This is a genomic window from Parafrankia sp. BMG5.11 (assembly GCF_004337455.1).
Map to the genome: position 1 here is coordinate 80703 of NZ_SJXI01000032.1, position 23471 is coordinate 104173.

General features: G+C 74.4%; 16 protein-coding genes. 9 read left to right on the forward strand and 7 right to left on the reverse strand.

Translation table 11 applies throughout. The features are described 5' to 3' along the window. The first annotated feature begins 255 nt into the window (after positions 1 to 255). Positions 256 to 3141: a serine/threonine-protein kinase gene (locus E0504_RS22515; protein WP_243657579.1), complete on the forward strand. Its 2886-nt coding sequence runs from the start codon at positions 256 to 258 to the stop codon at positions 3139 to 3141. On the opposite strand, the gene E0504_RS22520 is transcribed toward E0504_RS22515, so the two are convergent. The 4 genes from E0504_RS22520 to E0504_RS22535 form a co-directional block, all read right to left on the reverse strand. After that, positions 3128 to 3829 (reverse strand): PP2C family protein-serine/threonine phosphatase, encoded by a 702-nt coding sequence (locus E0504_RS22520; protein WP_243657580.1) that lies wholly within the window; start codon positions 3827 to 3829, stop codon positions 3128 to 3130. The two genes, E0504_RS22515 and E0504_RS22520, sit on opposite strands and share 14 nt — an antisense overlap. 220 nt (positions 3830 to 4049) lie before the next feature. Further along, the gene (locus tag E0504_RS22525) at positions 4050 to 5378 is read right to left on the reverse strand and encodes a proton-conducting transporter membrane subunit (RefSeq protein ID WP_131625814.1); all 1329 of its coding nucleotides are present in this window, start codon (positions 5376 to 5378) and stop codon (positions 4050 to 4052) included. Beyond that, positions 5375 to 8038, reverse strand: a complete 2664-nt coding sequence (locus E0504_RS22530; protein ID WP_131625815.1) for a proton-conducting transporter membrane subunit — start codon at positions 8036 to 8038, stop codon at positions 5375 to 5377. The genes E0504_RS22525 and E0504_RS22530 overlap by 4 nt, the downstream gene beginning before the upstream one ends. Beyond that, complete coding sequence (locus E0504_RS22535) at positions 8035 to 11328, reverse strand: DUF2309 domain-containing protein (RefSeq protein WP_112106898.1); 3294 nt, start codon at positions 11326 to 11328, stop codon at positions 8035 to 8037. Before E0504_RS22535 ends, E0504_RS22530 begins: the two co-directional genes overlap by 4 nt. Before the next feature lie 783 nt (positions 11329 to 12111). On the opposite strand from E0504_RS22535, the gene E0504_RS22540 reads away from it, so the two are divergent. Then, positions 12112 to 12558 carry a helix-turn-helix domain-containing protein gene (locus tag E0504_RS22540; RefSeq protein ID WP_071061011.1) on the forward strand — a complete coding sequence of 149 codons (447 nt, stop codon included), beginning with the start codon at positions 12112 to 12114 and terminating at the stop codon, positions 12556 to 12558. 80 nt (positions 12559 to 12638) lie between these two features. Here E0504_RS22540 and E0504_RS22545 read toward each other — a convergent pair whose 3' ends face one another. Further along, the gene (locus E0504_RS22545) at positions 12639 to 13175 is read right to left on the reverse strand and encodes a glutathione peroxidase (RefSeq protein ID WP_020462948.1); all 537 of its coding nucleotides are present in this window, start codon (positions 13173 to 13175) and stop codon (positions 12639 to 12641) included. A gap of 216 nt (positions 13176 to 13391) precedes the next feature. Continuing rightward, positions 13392 to 14135: a GNAT family N-acetyltransferase gene (locus tag E0504_RS22550; protein ID WP_198541216.1), complete on the reverse strand. Its 744-nt coding sequence runs from the start codon at positions 14133 to 14135 to the stop codon at positions 13392 to 13394. Positions 14136 to 15407: 1272 nt separating this feature from the next. Here E0504_RS22550 and E0504_RS22555 point away from each other — a divergent pair. From E0504_RS22555 to E0504_RS22580, 6 genes are all read left to right on the forward strand, one after another. Further along, the gene (locus E0504_RS22555; protein ID WP_112106897.1) at positions 15408 to 17336 is read left to right on the forward strand and encodes an ATP-binding protein; all 1929 of its coding nucleotides are present in this window, start codon (positions 15408 to 15410) and stop codon (positions 17334 to 17336) included. Between the two features lie 139 nt (positions 17337 to 17475). Further along, a complete protein-coding gene (locus E0504_RS22560; RefSeq protein WP_041256585.1) occupies positions 17476 to 17895 on the forward strand; it encodes a roadblock/LC7 domain-containing protein in 420 nt (139 codons plus the stop codon). Further along, the gene (locus tag E0504_RS22565; protein WP_041254845.1) at positions 17892 to 18251 is read left to right on the forward strand and encodes a DUF742 domain-containing protein; all 360 of its coding nucleotides are present in this window, start codon (positions 17892 to 17894) and stop codon (positions 18249 to 18251) included. The genes E0504_RS22560 and E0504_RS22565 overlap by 4 nt, the downstream gene beginning before the upstream one ends. After that, on the forward strand, positions 18232 to 18852 hold the full coding sequence (locus E0504_RS22570; protein WP_071061014.1) for an ATP/GTP-binding protein: 621 nt from the start codon (positions 18232 to 18234) through the stop codon (positions 18850 to 18852). The genes E0504_RS22565 and E0504_RS22570 overlap by 20 nt, the downstream gene beginning before the upstream one ends. Further along, the gene (locus tag E0504_RS22575; RefSeq protein ID WP_131625816.1) at positions 18849 to 20162 is read left to right on the forward strand and encodes a cytochrome P450; all 1314 of its coding nucleotides are present in this window, start codon (positions 18849 to 18851) and stop codon (positions 20160 to 20162) included. Before E0504_RS22570 ends, E0504_RS22575 begins: the two co-directional genes overlap by 4 nt. Before the next feature lie 58 nt (positions 20163 to 20220). Further along, positions 20221 to 21687: a cytochrome P450 gene (locus E0504_RS22580; RefSeq protein WP_112106895.1), complete on the forward strand. Its 1467-nt coding sequence runs from the start codon at positions 20221 to 20223 to the stop codon at positions 21685 to 21687. On the opposite strand, the gene E0504_RS53515 is transcribed toward E0504_RS22580, so the two are convergent. Further along, positions 21674 to 22564, reverse strand: coding sequence for a hypothetical protein (locus E0504_RS53515; protein ID WP_306769260.1), 891 nt, complete (start codon positions 22562 to 22564; stop codon positions 21674 to 21676). The genes E0504_RS22580 and E0504_RS53515 overlap by 14 nt on opposite strands. A 198-nt stretch (positions 22565 to 22762) precedes the next feature. Here E0504_RS53515 and E0504_RS22590 point away from each other — a divergent pair, with 198 nt between their 5' ends. Continuing rightward, positions 22763 to 23461 (forward strand): thymidylate kinase, encoded by a 699-nt coding sequence (locus E0504_RS22590; protein WP_112106893.1) that lies wholly within the window; start codon positions 22763 to 22765, stop codon positions 23459 to 23461. The last annotated feature ends 10 nt before the right edge of the window (positions 23462 to 23471 follow it).

Below are 23471 nucleotides of genomic sequence, written 5' to 3' on the forward strand. Positions count from 1 at the left end.
CGGCACCCGCCGCTTCGACTCCGTGCAGGTCATGGGACTGAAAGCCGTCAAACCGCGGCCGTCAAGTAGGCCGTAACGCGATCCACACGAGCGCACGGTCACACCCCGACCGGACCCAGACCACCCGCCCGAACAGGCGGTTGGCACGGTAGCCACCCATAAGATGCACGTGACTGCCTTAAACCCATTTCTTACGACATGGTCGTTCTTCCGACATGGTCGATTCGATTTGGGCGCGGCCCCGGGAGGGGGACGATGAGCGACACTCCGCAGAGCGCGGTCGGGGTGGGTCCAGGCGAGCCGGCAGCGCCCGCCAGTCGGATCGAACCCGTGCGCGATGCGGTGTTTACCCCGCTGACGCCGCACGATCCACACAGCGTGAGCCGATATCTGCTGCGAGCCCGGATCGGCGAAGGCGGCATGGGCGCGGTGTACCTGTCGTACACCCCCGGCGGACGTCCGATCGCCCTCAAGGTGGCCCGCCCGGAACTCGCGGCGGACCCCGACTTCCGCAGCCGGTTCTCGAAAGAGGTCGCGATCGCGCGGCGGGTCCAGGGGCCCTACACCGTTCCTGTGATCGACGCTGATCCCGAGGCCCTGCGCCCGTGGATCGCCACAGCCTATGTCGCCGCCCCCTCGCTGGCGGTCGCCGTGGTGCGCCAGGGCGCGCTCCCGTCGGCGACCGTGCTGATGCTGATCGCGGGCGTGGCCGAGGCACTGCAGTCCATACACCGGGCGGGTGTGATCCACCGCGACCTGAAGCCCGGCAACGTCATCCTGGCCGACGACGGGCCGCGCGTCATTGATTTCGGTGTGGCCCGCGCCATCGAGACATCGACCGCGGCCATGACCCAAACGGGTGTACGCATAGGAACACCCGCATTCATGTCACCGGAACAGGTCCGGGGAAAGCAGATCGACGCCGCGGGCGATGTCTTCGCACTCGGCTCGACCGCCTATTACGCCCTGACCGGACGTCCCCCGTTCGGGTCAGATGCCGCGGTGTTCCACCGCATCGAGCACCAACAGCCCGACTGGGACCACTGCCCGGACAACGTGCGGGAGGTACTCGCCCGTTGCCTCGCGAAGGACCCGGCGGAGCGGCCGACGTCCACGCAGGTCATCGAGCTGTGCCGATCCGCGATCACCGACGACCTGTACCTGCAGACCGGCGGCGGATGGCTGCCGCCCACGGTCGCGGCCGAGGTCACCCGGTACCGGATCTCCACGGTGCCCTCGCCGACCGCGAGCATGTCGGCGGTCCCGCCACCCACGTTCCAGTCGGCGCCGACGGGCGCGCCCGACGCGATGGACGCGCTGGGCACGCCGTTCCCGAGCGAGCCGAGCGACAACGTCGCCGCCCCCCACTCGGCGTCGTCCTACTCGTCGGCGTCGATCACCCACATCGCGCGTGCCCCTCATCCGCCCCATGCGCTCAACGCGGGGAACTCCCCGCGGGCCCTCAACGCGGCCCGCCAGCCACGGGCCCTGTGCGCACCCCGCGTCCCCCGCGCGATCGGGGCGGCGAGCGTCGCCGCCGGCGGCGGCGCGGCCGGCGGCGCACAAGCCCTGGCCGGCCCACCGGCCGGTGGCTCCGGTGGCCTCAGCGGCCCTGGTAGCCCTGGCGGTGCCGGTGGTCCTGGCGGCCCTGGTAGCCGTCGCGGCGCCGGTGGCCCTGAGTCATCCGGCGCACCCGGCTCGCCGGGCGCGGCCGGTGCGTCCGACGAGCCCGGGAGGCTCGACGCCGCGGGTGCCGCGGCCGGTTACGACACCTCCGGTGGACTCGGAACGCCCGCCCCCAGTCCCGAGGACGGCGCGGGTATGCCGGAGTCCGTCGCGAACGGGATGAACGGTGCGCAGGCCGCGTTCGGGTCGTCCGCGGTTCGCGGCGCCCTCGCGGCCGCCGGCCCCTCCGCCCCCGCGAACGCTCCGGCTCAGCCATCCGGCAGATCCACACCGGACGGCCCTGCCGAGCCGAGCGCTCCCGCGGGGCCGAGCGCTCCCGCGGGGCCGGGCGCTCCCGCGGGGCCGGGCAAGGCCACCGGATCTCCGGGCACCGGCTCCTCCGGCCCGGCGGGTTCCCCCAGGCTCACGGACTCCCGCGGGCCCGGGCCCGCGGGCTCCGGCGGACTCACGGGTTCCGGCGGTTCCGGCGGTTCCGCGGCGCCGGGCGGATCCGCACCCCGGGCCGCCGCGGGCTCAGCTTTCCCTGGTTTGGCCCCGTCCCCGGGCTCGCCGGGTTCCGCCGGCGCCGCCGGCGCCCCCGGCCCAGCCGGGACCACCGACTCATCCGGCCCGGCCGCCCCAGGCGAGCAGGCCACGCCGCGGAACGCACAGGACTCCCAGGACTCCCAGAACGCTCGGGACTCCGGGGGCGAGCGGGGTGCCGGGGGCGCGTCCGGGTCAGCCGGGTCGGACGGGCCACGGCAGGCCGGTGACCCCGCGTCCCCGTCCGACTCGGGCGACGGCGACCCGTCCGGGGCCCGCCGCCGCGGCCGCCGTCGGCGTCGCCGCCTGGTGACCGTCGTGCTGGCCCTGCTCGTCACCGTCAGCGCGGTGTTCTTCTGGCTGGCCTCCAAGCCGGCTGGCGGCGAGCCCGTCGCGCTCGTGGTCACCCCGTCGCAGGACGTCGGTACGGACGGTCCGGGCTCCCCCGAAGCGTCGCCGGGCGCCATCCGCCGGGAGTCGAGGACGACGCCGAGGGCTGCCGAAGCCTCGCCCACGGCCACGCCGACGCCGACCGCGGCCCCCGCCCCGAAGCCGGCGACCGGCGAGACCCCGCGGGCGGCACCCGTCGCCCCGCGGGTCTCCCCCACGCCCACTCAGCGGCTCAGCTGCCCCGCCAAACCCGCCACCAGGGCCAACGGTGACGGGACCGGTGTCCTGATCAACGCGAGCGTCCTGCGAGAGGGCCCGGCGGACACCTGCGGAGCGGTCGTGACGCTCGTGCGGGGCCGGAAGTTCTGGCTGTGGTGCAACGTCGTGACGAAGACCAACGACACGTGGTGGTGGGCACGCCTCGACGGGACCGAGACCTACGGCTGGGTCCGGGACGACGACATGAAGGTCGACTACACGGACGACGACGGCGACGGCGAGGTCCTCGTCTACAGCTGCGACGGCAAGGTCACCAAGAAGTAGGCCGGACGGGATCCGCGAGGTCAGCGGCCGCCGGGCGGCGCCCCGATACCGGAGACCCGGGCCCCAGGACCTCCGCCACCAGCAGCGCGACGTCGTCGGTGAGCGCCGAGCCCGTCCACTCCCGGACCCGGGCGACAAGATCGCCCAAGCAGTTGTCGAGGGTGGCGGGCCGGGCCAGCGCCGCGCCCACGGCCGGTAACAGCGGGAAGAACTCCCCCGACCCGGGATGGCGGGCCTCGGCGATGCCATCGGTGTAGAGCAGCACCCGGCCCCCGGGCTCGATCACGATCGAGGTGCTGTCGGCCCCGCCGACCAGAAGCCCGAGCGGCGGCCGCCTGCTGACCGCGGTCAGCGGTCGCGCGGACGTCCGGCGTACCAGGATCGGATCGGGGTGCCCGGCGTTGACCATGTCCATCCGGTCGCCGCGGATCTGCACGACGACGGCGGTGACGAAGTCGTCCAGGCCGCTGATCTCGGCGACCTCCCGGTCCAGGTCGATCAGGACGGCGCCGAGATCCGGGCGGAGCCGGGCGACGACCCGGAAGCAGCCGAGCACCCGACTGGCGATCCCGACCGCGTCCAGGCCCTTGCCGCGCACATCACCGATCAGCAGCCGGGTGCCCCACGGGCTGTCCACCACCTCGTAGAGATCACCGCCCACCATCGCCGCCAGCGGGGCTCCCCGCACCGCCCACCTGGCGATCAGGCGGCGTGCCCGCGGCCCACGCCCCTGCTGATCTGCCCCCCGGGGCGCGGCATCCGGCCCGCGTTCCGTCCCGGTCCCGGGCTCGGGCTCGGCGCCGGTGCGACGCTCGGTTTCGGTCCAGCGTGCGGGGTCGACCAGTCCGGTGCGAGGGCGACCGGCCGGTCGCCAGTTGGGTGGGGTGCGGGGAGCGCGGGGTGGGTGATCAGGGGAGGAGGAGGGCGGGGGCAAGCTCGCCGAGGATCAGCGCGGCCAGCAGGACGGTGACGGCGTTGGACTCGCGCGGGGTCAGGTCCTGCTCGCCGACATGGTCACGCCGGCCGGTGTAGCCGGCGAAATACCACTTCATCACCGTCGCACCGGCTCCGGCGATCGCGAGGACGAGGGCGCCGGTCACCGGTAGCGACCAGCCGCCCACACCGTCCAGCAGCAGGTCCTCCCAGATGAAGCCGAGGGTCGCCGGGAACCCGATCGACGTCAGCCCGAACAGCAGGAACGCGACGGCGAGCCGCGGCGTGCGGGCGAAGCAGCCACCCGGGCCGGTCAGGAGCATCGGGCCCCGCCGGGCCTCGGTCGCCGCGGCGATCATCGTCGCACCGCCCGCGGCGACGGCGCCGACCTGCCAGGCCAGGACGGCCCCCGACCGCGCCGGCTCGGACCCGATGAGAACTCCGCAGCTCACGATGCCGGAGAGCACCAGGCCGACCTGAGCCAGCGCGGACCGGACGTCCCGGGCGACGAGCCCGAGTCCGGCGCCCAGCAGGGCGGTCGCCGCGGCCGCGGCGACGACCCAGCCGCGGTCCGGCACGGCCCGTCCGACCTCGGGGAGCAGCAGAACGCCCGCGGGCCCGGCGGCGAAGGCGACGACCAGCCCGGCTGGGGCCGTCCGGGCGAAGGGCTCGAACCACAGGTGCAGTGGCAGTAGGCACTGGCGGACACCAACACCGGCCACGAGCAGCAGTGCGGCCGCTGTGCCGCCGAGCCCGTCGGCCAGGAGCAGCCCGGCGGCGCAGGCCCCGACTCCCACGAAGTGGTGCAGGGCGAACAGCCGGGTCGGGCCGCGGCCGGGGGCGCGCTCACGCATTTCCCGCCACACGACGCAGGCCGAAAGCGCCCACGAGATCACAGCCGCGACCGGATCAGCCACCGCCGTCGCCGCCGCGCCGCAGGCGAGAACGAGCATGATCCGCGCGAATGTCGCCTGGTCGTGAGAGGCGACCGCCCGCGCGTCGCCATGCGTTGCAGCGGTCAGGGGTGGGGTGATCGGGGCCAGTGCGGTGGCGCCGAGACCGGCCAGGCAGGTCACGAACGGCATCCACCACCCGGACCCGGGGGCGAGCAGGCCCACCTGGTGGCCGTCGGGCCACCCGGTCCAGCGGGTGCCGGCCATCGTCGCGGCGACGCCGAGGGCCGTGACGGTGACGCACCCGGCCGCGGCGGCCCGGGCGGCCAGAGGGTCCGGCGCCCGCCGCGCCGCCACCGAGCCGGCGAGCAGGAAGGCGGCCGCGACGAACGGGACGACCGCGACGGTCACCAGGGCCCTCCTCCCCGGGGGCGGACGGGGCGGACATCCGCGGGGAACCGGGGCCGGTCCTCCTGGTGGCGCCAACGCGAGGCGCCGACGGTGGGCGAACCGTTCCTGGTGCGGAGGCGGTGCGTGGCGGGATCGTCGTCCCGGCGCGCCAGACCGCCCGGCCTCTCCGGCGCCTCCGGGCCCCGAGTCGCCTCCGGACCGTCGACCGTCTCCGGACCCCCGGGTGTCTCCGGACCGTTGACCGCGTCCGGACCGTCGGTCGCCTCCCGGCCGTCGACGGCCTCCGGACCATCGACCGTTTCCGCGGCGTCGGCAGTCCCTGGACCGTCGACCGCCTCCGGGGCGTCCGCCGTACCCACGACATCTACCGCCGGATCGCCAACCGTGCCCGGATCGTCCACAGCCTCCGGAGCGTCGGCCGTCTCCAGACCATCGACTGGACCCGGGCCGGTGACTGGGCTTCGGTCGCTCACCGAGCCCCGGTCGTCGGCCGCGCCCGGCCGATCGTGCTCGTCGGGGGCCCCGTCCGAGGGTGCGGCCGACCGCGCGGTACCCGACAGCGCGGCATCCGACGGCGCGGCGCCTGGTGCGAGGTCGTCAGCCGCCGGGCGCGGGCCCGGCAGCCAGGGCGGTGCGGACGGTTCCGCATGGCGCGAAGGCGCCCCGGGACGGGACACCGCCGGCGGTAGGGCCTGGTCGGGAAGCTTGCGCAGGTTCGGTAGCCGGGACGAGGCCGCCGGCCGGGTCACCGGCGCAGACTCCTCGGCAGGCCCGCTGTGCTCCCCCGCCCCGGGGCACGCCGGATCCTCGGCGATCTCGGCACTGCCGGCGCTGCCGGCGGTCTCGGCCGCGGCGGGGGCCTCCTGCAGACCCGAGGCCTCCGCCACCTCAGCGACCTCCGCACCGGCAGCAGGCTCCGCCGTCTCCCCGACGATCGGCCGGGTCGTCAGGGCGGCCTCGCCCGGGACCGCGTTGTCCGTGCCGCACGGGTCAGGCCCGCACGGGTCAGGGCCGTAGAAGTCCAGGGCGTAGGAGTCGGCGCCGTAAGGCCCGGATCCGTGCCGGGCCCTGGGGTCGGCCGCGGGACGGCGCTCCGGTTCCGCGGGCGCGGCCCCAGCCCCGGCCGGCGGCTCCGCCCGCGTGTCGGCAGGCTGCCGCGGCCGGGCCCCGGCCGGGAGGTCCCCGGCGGCCCTGGCGGAGGCATCGCCGGTGGGGCTGGCCGGGACGTCCTCGACGGGCTTGATCGGGCCTGTCAGTGGCCGCATCGGGGGTCCCGGGGGGCGGGCCGGAGAGGGCGGGCCGGGGTCGGTGCCCCGGCCACCGATCAGGTCGGCGGCCTGTCGCTGCCAGCGGTCGATCGCCGTCAGCGCACGGGCGGCGGCTCCTCCGACTCTGCGAAGCACCACGTCTGCGTATCCCTTCTCGAACGCGTGCCGGTAGAGCCGGGGCTGCCACCGTCCCGGCGTGATCCGCCCCAGCCGCGATACGGGCACGGGGGCCTGGCCGCCCAGCGCCTGCTCCAGGCGCTGGCTGTCGCGCAGCGCGCTGGGCGAGCGCAGGATCTGCGCGCAGCGCAGCGTCGCGTGGGCGAGGATGTGCAGGATCGCCAGCGTGTGCAGCCCCAGCCCGATCTCGGCGACGATCAGCCCCACCTGGGTCATCGACCCGTAGGCGAGCGCGCTCTTGACGTCGCTCTGGGCCCGGCTGACGAGCGTCGCGTGCAGCGCCGTCAGTGCCCCGACGCAGACGAGGGCGGCGCGGACGGCCGGCGCGTGGTCCAGCATCGGCTGCGCCCGCAGCAGGAGGTAGGGGCCCAGGTGGATCGACACCGCCCCGTAGAACACGGCGCTGGACGGCGTCGGTCCCTCCATCGCCCGCGGCAGCCACCCGCCGACCGGGACCAGCGCCGACTTCCCCAGCACCGCGGTCAGCAGCAGGAAGCCCAGTATCTCCGCGTGGGCGGTGGCACCGGGTGACGACAGGACGTCGTCCCAGCTGAGGCCGTGCCTGCCGCCGTGGCCGCCGCTGTCTCCGCCGGCCGTGCCGGCGAGGTGCCCGAGCCAGACCGTCGCGACGAGCAGGCCGGCGTCGCCGGCGCGGTAGGTGAGGAAGGCCCGCAGGCCGTGCCGGACGGGCCCGGGCCGTTCCACGAAGAAGGCGATGAGCAGCGCCGAGGTCAGGCCGACCAGCTCCCAGCCGAAGAAAAGCGCCGGAAGCTCGCCCGCGACCAGGGTGAGCTCCACCCCCGTCCCGAACAGGACGAGGAGGAGGTGGAAACGGGCGAATCCGGGTTCTCGGTGCAGGTAGCGCGCGGAGACGGCGCCGGTGAGCCCGATGAGGACGGCCGCGACGAGCGCGAACGGGACGGACAGCATGTCCGCCGTCAGGCTCCAGGCGAAGGTGTGGCCGTGCGCGCCGAACCACGGGCCGATGCTGGCGTCGACCGTGTCCCGGCCGGTCGCCATCAGGCCGAGGGCGAGCACCGCGCAGGCGAGGGTCGAGACGGTGAACGCGGCGGCCACGATCATGCCGATGATCCGTTCGGACCGCAGGCGGCCGAACCACATGGGCACCGCCAGCGCGGCCACCGCCGTGCCCGGCGCGGCGACGCTGGTGATCAGCGCGGCGGCGAGCAGCGGGTGGGACGGGTCGGTGGTCACTGGCCGTCCCGCCGCACCGGCAGCGGCCCGCTCGCCTGCTCCGGCAGCTCGATCGCCTCCCGCGTGGGCTGGACGGCTCCCGCGCCCGCCACGGCCACCGTGCCCGGGCGGTCGATCACGACGTCCGGGGACTCGCCGAAGGCGGCGAGCACGTGCGCCGGCGGGAGATGGTCGCGCTGGCCCGCGTAGTAGTGCTCCGAGCGGGCCACCACCGGGAAGCGCAGGTTCTCGGGCTGGTGCTGCTCGAAGGCGCCGTCGCGGTAGAGGTAGGTCTCGGGGCCGGACGGGTCCCAGGCGGCGAGCTGGATCCAGCCGCCCTCCACCAGCCCGCGCAGCGGCGGGTTCTCCCGCACGATGCGGGCCAGCCGCTCGGGCTCCGCCTCGGCGATCACCAGCAGCCGCATCGGTTCGTGGATCTCGACCGACTGCCACGGCATCCCGGTCCGCAGGTCCGAGCCGTGCCCGTCCATCACGCCGACCAGGCCGGTGATGTTGTGCGGCAGCTTCGACCCGGCGCCGTACCCGATCGGGTCGATCCGGCTGAAGTAGTACTCGAGGTTGATGCCGGCGCCGACCGGGGCGGCCGACAGGAGCAGCCGGGTGAGCACGGCGCCGTCGGGGTCCGCGGTCGGGTCGTAGGAGACCAGGAAGGAGCGGCGGTCGAGGTACAGGCCCCGGGTCCGCGAGCGCCGGCCGATCACGCAGGTCGCGTTCGTGCTGTGCCCGTACTCCGGTCGTGACTGCCCGAGGTCCTCCGAGCGCCCCCGCACGTGGGCGTGGGCGGTGCCGGCGGCGACGTCCGGGCCGACCGACTCGAACCGGCGGCAGCGCTCGTGCGCGTCGAGCTGGACGGCGGTCAGCAGCGCGTCCGTGGCTGTGGTGAGGGCCGGCCGCAGGTGCGCGGGCACCAGGTCGGTGTCGTAGTAGGCCAGGGAGCTGTCGCAGGTGTCGTGGTGGCCGCCGACGAACCAGGTGTCCGGGCCGATCAGGCGGCCGCGGTGGGCCAGGGCGGCGCGCACCCGCGGATGGTTGGCCATGGCGGCGAACGCGCGCGCGTTCGGGCCGCTCTGGCCGCCGCCGGTGGCGCCGCAGTCGTAGGCCGCCGCGTGCGGGTTGTTGACGCTGGACGAACCGTGCCCGATCACGAACACGACCGGGCCGAGCGGGCCGCTCATGCCGATCGTCGTGAGCAGCGTGTCGACGATCTCGGCCATCTCCTCGACGGTGAACCCGAGGCGCAGCGGCCCCGCCCCCACGCCCGGCACGAGCTCCTCCGCCTCGCCCGCCTGCGCGCCATCCCCCGCCGGTCCGGTGGACGGTGTGTGGTCCTGCGCCGCCTCGATGACGAGCCGGGTGAGCGGACGCGCCGGCTCCCGGCGGCCGAGCATCCGCACGCCCTCGCCGGCGGCCCTGGGCGCGACCGCGCGGGCGGCCAGCGGCACCAGCTCGGCCAGCCCGGCGATGGCGGAGTACGCCGCGGCCCGCGCCGGACGGCCGCGGGCCGCCGAGATCGTGTGCTGGAGCTGGGCCTTCCTGCGCCGGGCCCGCTGGTAGGCGACCAGCTCGCCGTCGTCCACCGCGCGCTCGACGACCAGGCTCCGCGGCGTCATCGTGACCGGGCACAGCGCACGCGGGCGGACGTCGTCGAGGCCCTGGTAGGCCATGGCGACCCCGAAGTACCCCGAGGCGCCGTAGGTCCGGACCTGGGGATGGCTCTCCTCCAGGTGCCGGCGCAGCGACTCCTCCCGCTCGTCCATGCAGAACACGGCCTGGAAGTCGGGGGGCGGCACCGTCCCGGGGAAGCGCCGGTCGTGCGCCGACAGCGCGTCGAGCACCTGGGTCCGGTAGCGGCGCTCGTAGGCGAGGTGCAGCAGCCAGCGCCGCCGGCCCGCGTCGAACTCGGCGACGGCCCGCAACCAGGCCCGCGCCCACCGGGGATGACCGAGCACCTCGGTCTCGACGTCCATCACCTGCGCGAGGACGAACGCCTCGTAGGCAAGCTCCAGGTCGCCCCCGCGAAGTTCCTGCTCACCCCGGGTGAGATCGTCCTGGACGGTGGTGCCGGTCGCGAGGACACCCTGGGCCGCGCCTGGCGCGCCGAGCGGGCCGAGGTCCTCCGGCCGCGCGTCGGGGCCGATCAGCCGCGCCAGGACGTTGTGGGAGACGACGACCTCGAGCGTGAGCTGGACGGCGAGGTAGTCCATGAGCCGGGCGGGTGCCGGGCGCGACGGCGCCCGGTCGGGACGGCACTCGAACTGGTGGACCATCCCGGCCCAGCCGCGTAGCGAGACCAGCGTCGCGCGCACCGTGTCCGCCCAGGCGTGCACCGGCACCTGCAGCGCCCACAGCGCCCAGGCGACCGTCCGCTCGGCGGACCAGTTCATCCGGAGCTGCTGGCGCAGCTGGCCGCCGAGGCCGGCCCAGCACGCCTCCCGCGGGGCGCCGAGCGTCCCGAACAGGTGCCGGAAGGCGGCCAGCAGGCCCTTCTCCCGGTGCGGCATCTCCCAGGCGGCGACTCCCTGGTCGAGGAAGGCGGCGCAGAGCCGGATCAGCACCGGGTGGACGGCCTCGTCGGTGTCGACGCCGAACTGTTCGAGCACCTGGTCGCGGCGGCGCAGCGGTACCGGCCGCGGCGCCGGCGGCGGCGCGTGCCGGCGCAGGTCCTCCCACAGTTGCGCGAGCAGCCGGGCCCGCAGCGCCTGCAGCCGGGCCGCCCGGCCGCGCCGGGTGCGCCGCTCCGTGGTCGCGAAACGGCGCCGACCCTGGCGGGTCAGCTCCTCCCGCCGCGCCTCGGTGACCAGCGGGTGGACGCGGTGCAGCTCACCGCCGTCGGCCAGCGCCCACAACGCCCCGGCGCCACGCGGCACGTCGATGAACAGCCCGAGCCGGGCGAGCCGGAACTCGTTCCACGTCGGCCCGCCGGGGACGACCTCGGCGTCACCGTCGAGCATTTCCTCCCCGGCCCCGCGCGTGCCCTGGGCTCCCACCGGCAGATGCCGGCCGGGGACAGCGCCCGCCCGGTCGCCGTGATGCTCGAGGACCGCGGCGAGATCGCGGGGAAGGATCCGGCCGGACGCGAGATGCGCGGCGAAGGCCTCCTCGGTCTGCAGCGCCTCCGTGCCCAGCATCGCCGAGGCGTGCTCGACCGCGCGCTGGAACGGGAGCTCCTCCAGGGCGTGCAGCGGGTTGTGATGGGAGAAGTACCCCAGTGGGGCCTGCGGCGGCAGGAGCTCGCCCGCCTCCTCCACGATCCGGGTGATCATCTCGATCTGGTCCGCGGCGTAGGCCATGTCCCCTCCCATCCCTTACCGGCGACGAATCCGGGGTTCTGTTCTTCTTTCCGAACGACCGGTTCCCCCGCCATGGCGGTGAGTACTCACATGTCTTCCAGCATCGCGACGACCGTGTCGGCCCAGCGAGCTCCCGACCGCCGTTGGACGGGTTAACCTGATAATCCGGGCGGGTGGCCCGGCGCCAGGGAGAAGTACTTTGTTGAACGCGGCCGCGAATCCAGCGACGACGCGCGGCCGGTTCCGCCCATCCGTGGGCCGGCCGGGCTGACCGGTGTACCGCCGGCGCCAGACCGCCTGTCCCACATCAGTATGAAGGACCCTGGCCCCTCACGGACCGCGCCGGTCATGGCGGTGGTGAGAATCACCGTGAACGCTACTCGCGGACCTTGCCGGCCGACAGGTGGCATGAGCCTCGAATATGTCGCCGATCACCGGCGAAGGCGTTCACCAATGCTGCCCGACAAACACAGGACTACCTTTTCGAGCGGTGACATTGTTTACATCGCGAACACCCGGAGGCGTTCCACCCCACGCCACGCCCGCCCCTCACCAGGGTATTTACCGGCCGACTTGTCACCCGGCCGTGCCAGGGCTCCGTCACGGGCCGCGCGACCCGCCCGCGTGGGTGGGGGAGCGCCCGGCACCTCCGTAGCCGGCGGCGGGCCGGCCCCGCGGCGCGGTGGTAAGTTCGAAATTTGGATGGACTTGGTGCCCGGGACCCCTGCTCCAGGACCTTCGCCACTGTCCCGGGGACGTCCATGGCCATGGAGGAGGCCCGCGATGGGCAAGACCGCGCGGGAGTGCTCGATCGCGAACGCGCTCGCCGTCGTCGGGGAACGCTGGAGCCTGCTCGCCCTGCGGGAGGTCCTGCTCGGCGCGCGCAGGTTCGACCAGATCGTGGAGAACACCGGCGCGAGCCGGGACATCCTCGCCACCCGGCTGCGCTCGCTCGTCGCGGCGGGGGTGCTGGAGAAGCGGCAGTACAGCGAGCATCCGCCGCGTCACGAGTACGTGGCGACCGAGTCCGGCAGGGCGCTGAACACGGTGCTGCTCGGCCTCATGGACTGGGGCGACCGGTACGTGACGCCCGGTCCGCCACCGACGGTGTGGGCGCACTCCTGCGGCGCGGAGCTGCGGCCCCGGTGCGTGTGCGCGAGCTGCGGCGAGCAGGTGCGCCTCGGCGACACCACGGTCGTGCGGCTCGGCGAGGTCCGCCCGAGCCACTGACCGCCACGCGTGTCCGCCGCCCGGCGGTCTGCCGGGCGGCGGACAGCTACAGCGCTACCGGGTCGGCGACAGCGCTCCCGTCAGGCCAGGGAGGTGTCGAGCTCGCCGCGGAGTTCGTCCGGGGTGACGGTGGGCTCGAAGCGGCGGACGACCTTGCCCTCGCCGTCCACCAGGAACTTGGTGAAGTTCCACTTCACCTCGTCGGTGCCGATCGCCTCGGGCCGCGAGCGCTTGATGTGCTCGTAGAGGAAGCCCGACTCCGGCCCGAAGTCGCCGGGGGCCTCCGAGCGCAGGTAGTCGTACAGCGGGGCCGCACCGGGGCCGTTCACCTCGATCTTGCTGAAGACGGGGAAGGTGACGTCGAAGTTCGTCGAGCAGAACTCCTGGATCTCGGCGTCGGTGCCCGGCTCCTGGCCGCCGAACTGGTTGCACGGGAAGCCGAGGATCTCCAGCCCGCGCCCCTTCAGGTCGCGGTAGAGCGCCTCCAGCCCCTCGTACTGCGGGGTCAGGCCGCACTTGCTGGCGACGTTGACGATCAGCAGCGTCTTGCCGGCGTAGTCGCGCAGGGATCGGGAGGTGCCGTCCGTCGCCTCGACGGTGAAGTCATGGACAGTCATGATCGACCTAGCTCTCGGTGGTGCGGACCCGACGACCGCAGGTCCGGCGGCGGGGACGCCGACGCGTAGCGGGAGCCGGCCGGGCAGGACCGGACACAGCCTTGGCCCGCACGGGTGGAGCCGGACGGGCCGACGCGGACGGCGCGCGGACACATCGGACGCTACCCGGCCTCCAGGGATTCTGTCACCGCCCCGGTGACAGAATCAGCCGCGGCGTCAGCTCGACGGGGTACGCATCTGCACGAACGAGACCTCCCTGCGCGGCGCGAAGCCCAGCGCCTCGTACAGCCGGAGGGCATCGGTGTTCGACACCGAGACGTGCAGGAAGGGCTGTTCGCCCCGGGCCCGCACGCCCACGGCCACCGCCCGGACCAGCCGGCTCGCCAGGCCCTCGCCGCGATGGGCCGGATCGGTGCACACGGCGCTGATCTCCGTCCACCCCGGCAGCCGCATCCGCTGGCCGGCCATCGCCACGAGGCGCCCCCCGCGGCGGATACCCAGATAACCGCCGAGCTCGATGGTGCGCCGCGAGAACGGGCCGGGCCTGGTCCGCGCGACCAGGTCGAGCATCTCCGGGACGTCACCGGCCCGCAGCGGGACGGCCTCCGGGTCGGGCCGGTCCACCAGGTCGTCACCGAGGAACTGGAGGGCGGGCACCGCCATCGTCACCTCCCACCCGGGCGGCGGGAGCATCCGCAGGCCGGAGAAACCCAGCAGGACTCCCGGCCCGGCGAGTTCGGCCAGCTCCGCCCAGGCGCCAGGGTCGGCGCCGTCACCCACCGCCGCGAACGGCGAGATCTCGGGTGGATAGCGCGCCGCGCGAGACGTGGCGATGGCGAGATGAGCGTGCGCGCCCGCGAGTGACTCCCAGACCGGGTTGTCGAGAACCGACTCGGCGACGGTCACCGATCCCGTGGCAGGCTCCGGCAGCGCGCTCGGGCTCACGCCCGTCGGACCCATCGAACCTCCCGCCGGCGACGGGCGCGGACAGCGCGCCCGGCCGTCAGACTATGCGCCGGCTCCGAATCAGTGCGAAACACCCACCCGCTGCCGGTCCGGGCGATACCCCACGACCTGGGAACACGCCCCGGAAGCACGCCCCGGGAGCACGTCCTGTGAGTACGCCACCGGCGCACCGCCGCGGCATACCAACGCCCCGCGGCATACCAACGCCGCGGCGACCGGGCCCGCCGTCGAACGGCCACCGCGGCCCCGGCGAGCGGCCGGCGAGCGGGACGCGCGGAGCGGACGGCACCCCCGGAGACACCCGTCGGCGCACCCCCACCCCAACCGGGAGCCGGCGGTCGGGTGCGCCCGGGACGGCGGCACGCCCCACTGTCAGGCCACGTTCCGCTTGACAGACAGCGTGGACACGCGGCGATCTTCCGGCGCAACGGCCCCTCCGAGCGTCCCCGGTGCACCCGTGCGGGGGTGATCGCGGCGCCGGCACCGCCGCGGGGCGGGAGCCGGGCGGCGCCCCGAGCAGGGCGATTCCCCGCCGGCACAGGATGAACCGACGCGCGACCGTCCTTAACTGAGAAGGAATTCAACAAGTATCCACCCGGGCCACCCCGCCCGCCAAAAGTGTCGCCGCAATTGCCACAAGCGACCCGTGACGCCCCGAACCGGGCAGCAGCAATGCCAGGCTGTCAACTCTTCAAGCACCCGGAATCCTTCCCTCCGGGCGACCGAACGGGATTCCAGCAAAACAGAAACAAACCTTACACACTACAGACGAACAACAGTAACACTCCGATACCACTTGCGGCTATCGCCCGACAGCGCCGCCCCGCGCCTGGCGCGCGACCCGTCCGAGGTGTCCCTAGCATGTGCGACGCGCATATGACCTGCACTGATGGTTCAGCTTCGGCCCGGGGGCGATCCCGGGCGCGGACTCGGATCACGGCGCAGGGCGGCGACGGCGAGGGGGCGAAGATCGACGTGGTCAGTACGGCCGGCGGCGCGACCCACACCGGTGCTCCCACGCACCGGGAATCACGGTCGCGCGACCGGGGGGACGTATTCCGCCGCAACGGCACGAACAGTTCAGAAAAAGGCCGGGAGGGGGTCCCAGCCGTACCTTTTCAGGATTACCGAGAAGTATCCGAGAACTCTTCCCGACAGACGACTCCGACCATGATCTTCCCGTGGGACGTTGGATTTTCCGTGGTCCCTCCCGACCGCGGCAGGCCGGCCCTGGCCCACCGACCACCGACGACGAGGACCTGATCGATGTCAGAACACGCAATCGCTCGTCATCAGGTACAGCGACCAGCGACGGCCCGGGACCTGATCGTGCCGCCGGCCGCGGCCGTGCTCGTCGTCATGGTCATCGGCCTGGTCGCGGCGGCCGTGTCGCCCGCCGAGGGCCGCGGCGCGATCCTGTTCTGCGTCTCGGTCGCCGCGCTGCTCGTCGGCTTCGCCAGCACCGTGGCCGTCCGCAACCGGCAGACCGTGCGGGAGCTGCGCGGCCGGGTCGTCGTCCTGGAGACGCGCGCCAGCCGCTCGGCCGCCCAGACCGAACGGCTCGCCCGCGAGGTCCTCCCCGCGGTGGTGGAACGCCTGCGCGAGGGGTCGTCCGTCCAGACGGCGCTCGGGGAGGCCCCGCGCGGCACCGAGGGCACGCACCAGCACATCCTGCGCACCGTCGCGGAGGAGGTCAGCCGCGGGGAGCGGATGCGCAGCGCGGCCATGGCGGCCTGCGCGAACGCGGCCGGCCGGATGCAGGCGCTGAGCACCAGCATGCTCGCCGACCTGCGGGCCATGGAGGAACGGCACAGCGAGGAGGTCCTCGGCGACCTGCTCCGGCTCGACCACCTCACCGCCCAGGCCGGCCGGCTCGCGGACAGCATCGCCGTGCTCACCGGCGGGCGCTCCGGGCGCCGGTGGACGAAGCCGATCGTGATGGAGAGCCTCCTGCGCGGCTCCATGGGACGGATCAGCGCCTACCAGCGGGTCCGCCTGCACTCGGTGAGCGCGGTCGCGGTGGTCGGCTACGCCGCCGAGGGCATCATGCACGCCCTCGCCGAGCTGATGGACAACGCGACCAGCTTCTCGCCGCCCTCCGAGGAGGTGCATGTCTACGTCGAGGAGGTGCAGGCCGGGGTCGTCATCACCATCGAGGACGGCGGCCTCGTCATGGGGCCGGCCGCCCTCGAGCGGGCCGAGCGTGCCGTCTCGGCGGAGGTCCTCGACCTAACCACGCTGTCCGGGACGCGGCTCGGCCTGGCGGTCGTCGGCGTCCTCGCCCGCAAGCACGGGCTGACGGTGTCCTTCCGGCCCTCCTCACGCGGCGGCACCGGGGTCGTCGTCATGATCCCGCGCCAGCTCATCACCGCGCCGAGGTCGGTTGTCGCCCCGCCGGCGGTCGCCGACTCCGCGGACACGGTCACCGCCGGGCTGCCCACGGTCGTGCCGTCCAGGCTGCCCGCGCTCCTCTCCCCTGAGGCGAACGCGACGAGCGCGGGGACCACGGGCAAGGTGGGGAGCGCGGCGGGCGCGGCCACGGCGCGAATCGCGGTCGACCCGGTCACCGAGTTCATCTCGCTGCCCCAGCGGACGCCGGAGCACCCCGCGCGGCTCGACGCCAGCCACGCCGCGCGGCTCGACGCCAGCCACCCAGCGCGGCTCGACGCCAGCCACCCCGCGCGGCTCGACGCCAGCCACCCAGCGCGGCTCGACGCCAGCCACGCCGCCGCCTCGGCGCGCGCGGCCGGGGCGGCCCGCGAGGCCCGCGAGGCCGGGGCGGCCCGCGAGGCGACGCCGGACGCGACCACGGTCGCCAGCGCCGTCCCGAGCCCGCCGGCGCTGGCCGCGGACGCCGACGGGAGCACCGACGAGGCGGGCGCTCCGCCGCTGCTGACCCTGCCCAAGCGTGAGCGCGGGCAGTCCCTCGCGGCGAGCGCACGCGCCGCGGCCCTGCTCGCCGCGCCGCCGCGCACCCACCGGCCACGCCGCAACTCCAGCGCGAACTTCGCCGCCTTCCGCCGGGCGATGCGCGCCGCCGGAACCAGCCACGTCCGGCCCGCCGGTCCGGCGCCCGGACGCGCGGGCGCGCTGGTCACGGCAGCCGCCACCGGCACCACGGCCAGCCCGTCGGCAGCCCCCGGAGATGCGGACGTCCCCGATGGCACCGGCGAGCCGGACCAGCAGGACACGTGACCTGCCAGCGCCGCGTCACGACGAACGTCCCGCATGACGACCAGCGCCCTGCATGACGACCAGCACAGCACTGGACGACCTGATTGGAGGCAGGGGCACGACCGGATGGGACCCACCCGCCCGGCGCCCCGCGATCCCGATGAACACCACTGAGCGCGATCTCGACTGGCTGCTGGAAAACCTCCTCGCCCGCACCCCGGGGACCCGCCACGCCCTGGTGCTCTCCAGGGACGGGCTCAAGCTGTGCCGCTCGTCCGGACTGAGCATCGACCAGGCCGACCAACTGTCCGCGATCGCTTCGGGGATCCAGAGCCTCGCGCACGGCGCGTCGATCGAGTTCGGGGACGGCACCGGCGGCGTGCGGCAGTCGATGACCGAGTACCACGGCGGGCTGCTGTTCATCGTCGACGCCGGCCAGGGCGCGCACCTCGCGGTGATCGCCACCGACGACGCCGACGCCGGCATCATCGGCCACAACATGAGCGAGCTCGTCGAACAGATCGGCGAGTACCTGAGCGCGGCGCCACGCGATCCCGTCCAGCCCGCGCTACTGCCATGATCCGTCGGCTCGTCGACAGCGAGGACCCGGACCGCCTCTACACCGTCACCGGCGGCCGCAGCCGGGCCGGAGACACCGCCTTCGACCTCGTCACGCTCGTCACGAGCAGGAGCGAGCCGACGCCCGGGATGCAGTCCGAACACGTCCGGATCCTGCGGGTCTGCCGCGCGCCGACCGCGGTGGTCGAGCTGTCGGCGGACCTGAAGCTGCCGGTGAGCATCGTGAAGATCCTGCTGTCCGATCTGCTCGAGCGGGGCCGGATCTCGGCACGCCACCCCTCGACCCCGAACGACCCCTCGCAACTGCCCGATCCCGCGTTCCTGAAGCAGGTGCTCGTTGGACTCCAGAAGCTCTGAGCCCGCCGCCCGGCCGCCGCTGCAGACCACGGCCCGGGACGGCGTCAAGATCGTGATCGTCGGTGGTTTCGGTGTGGGCAAGACCACGATGGTCCGTTCGGTCAGCGAGATCCGGCCGCTGAGCACGGAGGAGGTGATGACCGAGGCCGGCGTCGGCATCGACGACAACGGCGACGTCCTCGAGAAGAACACGACCACGGTCGCGTTCGACTTCGGACGGATCAGTCTCGACGCCGAGATGGTGCTCTACCTGTTCGGCGCCCCCGGCCAGGAGCGGTTCTGGTTCCTGTGGGAGCGGCTGTTCGCGGGGACGCTCGGGGCGGTGGTGCTCGTCGACACCCGGCGGGTCGCCGACTCGTGGTACGCGATCGACCGGCTCGAGCACCACCGGATGCCCTTCATCGTGGCGCGGAACAACTTCGGCTCCCCCGAGCACTCGCTGGAGGACCTGCGCGAGGCGCTCTCGCTGTCACCCAACGTCCCCGTGATCGACTGCGACGCCCGGGCCCGGTCGTCCAGCAAGGACGTGCTGATCACCCTCGTGCGCCACCTCTGCGAGCTGTCCGCGGCGCGCGAGGAGCGCGAGGCGGAGGCGTCGTGACAACCGCCCGCGAGCCGGCGCGCGAGTCACTCCGCGAGCCGGCCCGTGAGCCGGCCCGCGAGCCGGCCGGCGCGGCGCGGGAGCGGCCGCCCGGCGGCCGGACCCCGCCCTGCCACCTGGGCGAGGCGCAGTTCCAGGGTGGGCCGGCGCGGGCCTACCGCGACCTGCGCCGGGAGCACGGCGCCGTCGCGCCCGTGCTGCTCGACGGCGGCCTGCCGGCCTGGCTGGTCCTCGGCTACCGGGAGCTGCACTACGTCCTGAGCCATCCGGAGATCTTCGCCCATGACCCGCGTCACTGGGCCGGCTGGGACGACGTCCCGCCCGACTGGGCCGCCCTGCCCGGTGTCGGACACCGCCCGTCCGTGCTCCGCGCCGAGGGGGCGGAGCACCGGCGGCGCTACACCGCCATCCAGGACGTCCTCGGCGCGGTGGACCTCTTCGAGCTCCGGGCCCGCGCCGAGGAGATCACCGACGACGTGATCGACGCCTTCGCCGGGCGCGGGGAGACCGATCTGATCGACTCGTTCGCGCACCGGGTGCCCGCCCTGGTCCTGGCGTCGCTGTGCGGGCCGCCCGAGGTCGACACCGCGGGCCTGGTGCACGACCTGATCGTCCTGATCGACGACGGCCCGGACGCGGCCGAGAGCCACCAGCGGGTCCTGGACCGGCTGCGGTGGCTGCTCGCCGACCGGCGCGAGCATCCCGACGACGACATCGTCTCGCGCCTGATCGCCCACCCGGCCGGGCTCGCCGACGAGGAGGTCGTCGAGGACCTCGCCGTGGTGTTCGGGTTCGGCGCACGCGCCGTGGCCGGCTGGATCGGCAACTCGCTGCGCCTGCTGCTCACCGACGGGTCGTTCGCCCTCGACCTGTCCGGCGGACGGCGCAGCGTCATGCAGGCGCTGAACCAGGTCCTGTGGGAGGACACGCCGATGCAGGTCGTCGCCGGGCGGTGGGCGACCCGCAACACCCAGCTCGGCGGGCAGCGCATCGAGGCCGGCGACATGATCGCGCTCGGGCTCGGGGCCGGCAACGCCGATCCGCAGGTCCGCCGCGGCCACGCCCCGGACACCCAGACGGGCCCGGGGACCAGCGCCAACAGCGCCCACCTGTCCTTCGGCCACGGCGAGCACCGCTGCCCGTACCCCGCGCAGGAGATCGCCGAGGTCGTCACCCGGACCGCGGTCGAGGCACTCCTCGACCGCCTGCCCAACATGTGGATCGCCGTCCCGGCCGATGCCCTCGGCTGGCGGCGGACCGCGTGGAACCGCGCTCTGACGGCGTTGCCGGTCCGGTTCAGTCCCGTGTGAGGACCGCGACAGGCCGCACCGCGCGGCACCACGCTGACCCGGAGGCCGGAGACAGCACATGACCCATCCCAACCCCCGCCAGCTCGGCACGTGCGCGAGCGGCATGCCCCGCGCGCTCGGCGCCGTCCGCCAGCTCGGCACGCTGCGCCAGTACGGCGCGTCCTGCCCGGCACCGACCACCCGCCGCGGCGGGCCCGAGGACACCCCGTCCGGCGAGCCCGTGCCCGGACCATCCAGCGGCCCGCCGAGCGGACCGCGCGGCGGGTCGGTGCGCGGCGCGGCGGGCGCCCACCCGCCGGTACGGCCGGATCTCGACGCGCGCTGGCCAGCGCACGCCACCGCCGTCCGGCTACCGGCCGACGGCCCCGGGGACGACCGCGCCGCGTTCTACCGGCGTATCCGCGACGAGCACGGCCCGGTCGCCCCGGTCCTGCTCGAGGGGGACGTCCCGGCCTGGCTGGTGCTCGGCTACCGCGAGGTCGTCTACGTCGCCGGCACCCCGGCCCTGTTCGGCCGGGACTGCCGGATCTGGAACGCCTGGGATCTTGTCCCGCCGGCCTGGCCGCTGCAGTCGGTGGTCGGCCAGCGGCCGTCGCTACGCGCCCTCGACGGGCCCGCCCACGCCCGCCGGCTGGGCGCCGTCGGCGACGTGCTGGGCATGTTCGAGCCGCACGGCCTGCGGGCGCGGGCGGCCAGCGGCGCCGACGCCCTGATCGACGCGATGGCCGGCGATGGCCGCGCCGAGCTCATGACCCAGTACGCCAGCCCGCTGCCGGCGATGGTCGCGGCCGGGATGTGGGGGCTGCCCGACACCGACCTGACCGCGCTCGCCCGGGATCTGACCCTGCTCGTCAGCGGCGGGACGGGGGCCCGCGACGCGCGTCGGCGGGCCCACGCGATGCTCACCCGGGTGGTCCGGCGCCGCCGCGCGCAACCGGGCGACGACGCGGTGTCGGCGCTGCTCACCCATCCGGCCGGCCTGCGCGACGACGAGGTCGTCGAGGACGTCATGGCGACCCTGATCGCCGGCCAGGCGCCGACCGCGGACTGGATCGGGAACACGCTGCGGCTGATGCTGACCGACCCCCGGTTCGCCACCGACCTCGCCGGTGGACGGCTCAGCGCGGGGGACGCGATGGCCGAGGTGCTGTGGGCGGACCCGCCGATCCAGAACCTCGTCGCGCGGTGGGCCCGGCGCGACGTCCGGCTCGGCGGGCGCTGGATCCGCACGGGCGACCTGCTCATCTTTGGCCTGTCGGCCGCGAACTCCGATCCGTGGGCGCGTCCCCAGCCCTCCGGGCGCCCGTCGGGCAACCACGCCCACCTGGCGTTCGGCCACGGCGAGCACCGCTGCCCCTTCCCCGCCCAGATGACGGCCGAGACGATCGCGACCACCGCGATCGAGGTGCTCCTGGACCGCCTCCCCGATCTCGAACTCGCCGTGGAGCCGCGGGACCTGCGCTGGCGCCCGTCGGTGTGGGCACGCGGGGTCGCCGCGCTCCCGGTGCGCTTCACGCCCCCCTGAGCGGCCCCGGCCAGGGCACGTCCGCCCCGCCACCTGTCCCGGGGATCGGCGGGCGCGGCATCCCGACGGCGTCCAGGATCCCGGTCACCTCCGCCAGCACGTCCGCGGCCGGCGCGTCCGCGTCGATGACGACACAGTCGACGCCGGACATCACCTCGTCGTAGCGCGCGCACGCCTCGACGGCCTCCCGCAGGGCCGCGGCCTCGTCCACCCGGCCCGCGGACTCCCGGCCCGCTGAGGCCGACCCCCCCGGCTCCTGCCCCGCTGAAGCCTGTCCCGCCGGCCCATGCCCCGCTGTGGCCTGCCCTGCCGACGCCCGGCGTGCCAGCCGCGCGGCCGCCACCTCGGGCGAGACGCGCAGATAGAGCACGAGGTCGGGAACGGGCACGTACGAGGCGATCTGCAGGTACCACTCGGTGTACTCGCCGAGGTCCCCGCAGTAGACCTCCCAGGTCTGGATCCAGCGGTCGGCCACCACCAGGTCGAACCCCGCCAGGAACTCCTCCAGGTACCGGAACTGGACGGCGGCCTCGATCAGGCGAGCGGCGTGGACGAGATTCGCCGGGACCGCGCCGAGCGGCTCACCGATGGTACTCAGCCGCCGCATCAGGTCCCGGAGCACCGCGTCGGTCTGCGACGCCAGGTGCAGGTGCAGCGCCGCCGGTGCCGCGGTCAGCCGCCGCACCAGGGCGAGCTTGCCCGCTCCGGCCGGGCCTTCGACGGCCAGCAGAGCGTAGGGACGCGCCGGCGCGGCGCCGAAGGTGAAGACGTCGCTGGCCAAGAGCATCCCGACCGGATCGGCTGCCGGCTGCCGCCCGACGCGGAGGCGGACCGGCGCGGCAGAGTTCGTCGACGGCGCACCGAGCTCGATGGGCACCGAACCAGCTGGTGCACCGAGCAGGGAGCGAATCACCGCCGCGGATGGTCCCGCGGCGAGCTGTGCCCGTCCGATTCTGGTACCGGTCGGGCGAACCGGCAATAGCCGGCAGCCGCATTTACGGCGTCGTAACACTCCGGTGGGCCCCGCTCACCCGAGCGGCGGACGCGCCCGCCGCCGGCGATCTACAGTTCGGGCATGAGCCGGAAAGATCCACTGCTTGTGGCCGTGGAGGGTGTCGACGGAGCCGGGAAGACCACGCTCATCCGCGGCCTGGAGACGGTGCTGCGCCCACTGCGCGGAACCCGGCCGGCGCGCGTGTGCGTGGAGATCTTCCGTGCGATCGCCGAGCCCGACGACACCGTCCTGCACCAGGCGGTCATCCCCGGCCCGGTGCGGCGGCTGGCCCACCTGATCGAGCTCTCCGCCCAACTGCGCTACCGCACCGGCCCGGACGGCCGTCCCGACCTGCTGTTCGACCGGTGGATCCAGTCGTCGGAGGTGCACTGCGGCCCCTACGGGGAGCAGCACCGGCCGTGGCTCGAGCACATGGAGGATCTGCTCCCCCGCCCCGACCCGCTGCTGTGGCTGCGCGTACCGCCCTCGCTCGCCTACGAGCGGATGGTCGCCCGCGGCGACCGCCGCACCCGGGCCTTCACCCCGGCGGCGCTGCGCGCCCACCTCGTCGAGCAGGCCGACGGCTACGAGAAGATCATGGCCCAGGCCGACAACGTCGTCGAGCTGGACGGGACGCAGTCCCGGGAGAGGCTGCTCGACCAGGCGGCCTCGGCGATCGAGGCCGTCGCCGCGCGGCGCGAGCAGACCACGCGGGCCGGCGGGGCCGACACCGCCCCGAACGTGCTTCAGGGCCCGTGGGATGTTCCCCACGGGCCCTGAAGATCACTTA